The sequence below is a fragment of the Actinokineospora spheciospongiae genome (assembly GCF_000564855.1).
In the GTDB taxonomy this organism is placed as follows: Bacteria; Actinomycetota; Actinomycetes; order Mycobacteriales; family Pseudonocardiaceae; genus Actinokineospora; species Actinokineospora spheciospongiae.
Map to the genome: position 1 here is coordinate 1 of NZ_AYXG01000030.1, position 3307 is coordinate 3307.

Annotated in this window: 2 protein-coding genes; both read left to right on the forward strand. The window is 73.9% G+C overall.

Features of this window, described 5'->3' with window-relative positions; translation table 11 throughout:
* Positions 1-1210 (forward strand): type I polyketide synthase (locus tag UO65_RS03970; protein ID WP_035278822.1); only part of this gene is annotated, 1210 nt, incomplete at its 5' end.
* A 50-nt stretch (positions 1211-1260) separates the two neighbouring features.
* The coding region (locus UO65_RS03975) for a type I polyketide synthase (RefSeq protein ID WP_035278823.1) at positions 1261-3307 on the forward strand (2047 nt) is incomplete at its 3' end.

Sequence of the window (3307 nt, forward strand, 5' to 3'; positions counted from 1 at the left end):
GCTGACCAGCCGCCGTGGCCCCGACGCCGAGGGCGCGCGGGAGCTGGTCGAGGAACTGGCCGAGTTGGGCGCCAAGGCCGAGGTCGTCGCCTGTGACGCCGCCGACCGGGCCGCCCTGGCCACCGTGCTGGACACGCGGTCCTGGTCCGGTGTCGTGCACACCGCCGGTGTGGTCGACGACGGCGTGCTGTCCTCGCTCACCCCGGAACGGGTGGAGCGCGTTCTGCGCCCGAAGGTCGACGCCGCGTGGCACCTGCACGAGCTGACCGCGGGCATGGACCTGTCGATGTTCGTGCTGTTCTCCTCCGCCGCAGGCGTTTTCGGCAACGCTGGCCAGGCGAGCTACGCGGCGGGCAACGCCTTCCTCGACGCCCTCGCCGCGCACCGCCGGTCCCAGGGCCTGCCCGCCGTGTCCCTGGCCTGGGGCCTGTGGGAGCAGGCGGGGGGCATGGCGGGTGACCTCGCCGAGGGCGACCGGGAGCGGCTGGCCCGTTCCGGGGTCACCGGCCTGCCCACCGACGAGGCCTTGGCCCTGCTCGACACCGCCCTCGGCGGCGAGGACGCCCTGCTCGTCCCGGTCCGCCTGGACCTGGCCGCGCTGCGCGCGGGCCACGAGATCGGTGTCCTGCCGCAGATCCTGCACGGCCTGGTGCGCGGGCAGGCGGGCCGGACCGCCGAGCGGGCGGGCAACGCCGACGCCCTGCTGCGCGACCTGGCGGGCAAGCCGGAGGACGAGCGCCGCGCCCTGCTCACCGCCCTGGTGCGCGGCCTGGTCGCCGACGTGCTCGGCCACAGCGGCCCCGAGCAGGTCGACCCCGACCGCGCGTTCTCCGACGTCGGTTTCGACTCGCTGACCGCCGTCGAGCTGCGCAACGCCCTCACCGCCGCCACCGGCCTCGACCTGCCCGCCACCCTGGTCTTCGACCACCCCAACCCGGCGGTCCTGGCCGAGCACCTGCTCCAGACCCTGCCCGGCGGCGCCGAGGCGGTCCTGGTGCCGGTGCTCACCGAACTGGACCGGCTGGAGGGCGTGCTCGCCGCCGTCGAGGGCGAGGGGGTCGACCGGTCCCGGGTGGCCGCCCGGCTGCAAGCCCTGCTCGCCAGGTGGGGCGACGACGGCGCCGCCCCGGACGACACCACCGACCTGATCGAGTCGGCCAGCGACGACGAGATCTTCGACTTCATCGGCAAGGAGTTCGGCATCTCCTAGCGAGACCGCCCTGCCCGACCGCCCAGCGCCACCCGAGGGGACCGACCACGATGTCCAACGCGGACAAGCCGAGCACCAACGAGGAGAAGCTCCGCTACTTCCTCAAGCAGGTCACCGCCGACCTGCACCAGACCCGCCAGCGCCTGCGGGAGGAGCAGGAGCGGGCGCACGAGCCGATCGCCGTGGTCGGCATGGCCTGCCGCTACCCCGGCGGGGTGGCCTCGCCGGAGGACCTGTGGCGGATGGTCGCCGAGGGCCGCGACGGCGTCGGCCCGTTCCCCACCGACCGGGGCTGGGACCTGGAACGGCTCTACGACCCGGACCCGGCCACCCCCGGCACCTGCTACGCCCGCGAGGCGGGGTTCCTCGACGACGTCGCCGGGTTCGACCCGCGTTTCTTCGGCATCTCCCCGCGCGAGGCGTTGGCGATGGACCCGCAGCAGCGGTTGCTGCTGGAGGTGTCCTGGGAGGCGTTCGAGCGGGCGGGCATCGACCCGGCGGGGCTGCGCACCAGCCGCATCGGCGTGTTCTCCGGGCTGATGAACAACAACGACTACGTCACCCGGCTGCCCGCGGTCCCCGAGGGCGTCGAGGGGTTCCTGAGCACCGGCGGGTCCGGCAGCGTCGTCTCCGGCCGGGTCGCCTACACCCTGGGCCTGGAGGGTCCGGCGGTCACCGTGGACACCGCGTGCTCGTCGTCGCTGGTGGCGCTGCACCTGGCGGTCACCGCCCTGCGCCAGGGCGAGTGCGGGATGGCCCTGGCCGGCGGGGTCACCGTGATGTGCACCCCGGGGTCGTTCATCGAGATCAGCCGTCAGCGCGGGCTCGCCGCCGACGGCCGGTGCAAGGCGTTCGCCGAGGCCGCCGACGGCACCGGGTTCTCCGAGGGCGCTGGCATCGTCCTGTTGGAACGGTTGTCCGACGCCCGCCGCAACGGGCACCGCGTGCTGGCCGTCATCCGGGGCTCGGCGGTCAACCAGGACGGCGCCTCCAACGGGCTCACCGCCCCCAACGGGCCGTCGCAGCAGCGGGTCATCAGCCAGGCGCTGGCCAACGCGGGCCTGACCACCGCCGACGTCGACGCCGTCGAGGCGCACGGCACCGGCACCCCGCTCGGCGACCCCATCGAGGCCCAGGCCGTCCTGGCCACCTACGGCCGCGACCGGGCCCCGGAGCGCCCGCTGTGGCTGGGCTCGTTCAAGTCCAACGTCGGGCACACCCAGGCCGCCGCCGGGGTCGGCGGCATCATCAAGGTGGTCATGGCCCTGCGCCACGGGGTGCTGCCCAAGACCCTGCACGTCGACGAGCCGTCCACCCACGTCGACTGGTCGGCGGGGGCGGTGCGGCTGCTCACCGAGGCCCAGCCGTGGCCGGAGGCGGACCGGCCGCGCCGGGCGGCGGTGTCGTCGTTCGGCATCTCCGGCACCAACGCCCACGTCATCGTCGAGCAGGCCCCGGAGTACGCGGAACCGGAGGAGGGGGCGGAGGTCCCCGCCCGGCCGCTGGGCGCGGTGGCGCCGTGGCCGGTCTCCGGCACCACCGAGGCCGCCGCGTACGAGCGGGCCACTGCCCTGCGCGGCACCACCGCCGACCCGGCGGACGTGGCGTGGACGCTGGCCAACCGGTCGGTGTTCCCGTTCCGTTCCGTGGTGTGGCCCGGTGACGACACCGTGCAGGTCACCACCGCCAAGCCGGGGGACCGCGTTGTCTTCGTGTTCCCGGGTCAGGGCTCGCAGTGGGTTGCGATGGGGCGGGAGCTGTTGGATTCCTCGCCGGTGTTCGCCGCTTCGGTGGCGGAGTGCGAGAAAGCGTTTGCGGAGTTCGTCGACTTCTCGGTGACGCACGTCCTGCGCACTGGGGAATCGTTGGAACGCATCGACGTGGTGCAGCCGGTGCTGTTCACGATGATGGTGTCGCTTGCGCGGGTGTGGCAGTCGTTCGGTGTGAAGCCTGCTGCGGTGGTGGGGCACTCCCAGGGTGAGATCGCGGCGGCCTACATCGCCGGGGGGCTGTCGCTCCAAGATGCGGCGCGGGTCGTGGCTCTGCGGTCGAAGTTGTGGCTGACCCTGTCGGGCAAGGGTGGGATGGCGTCGGTTC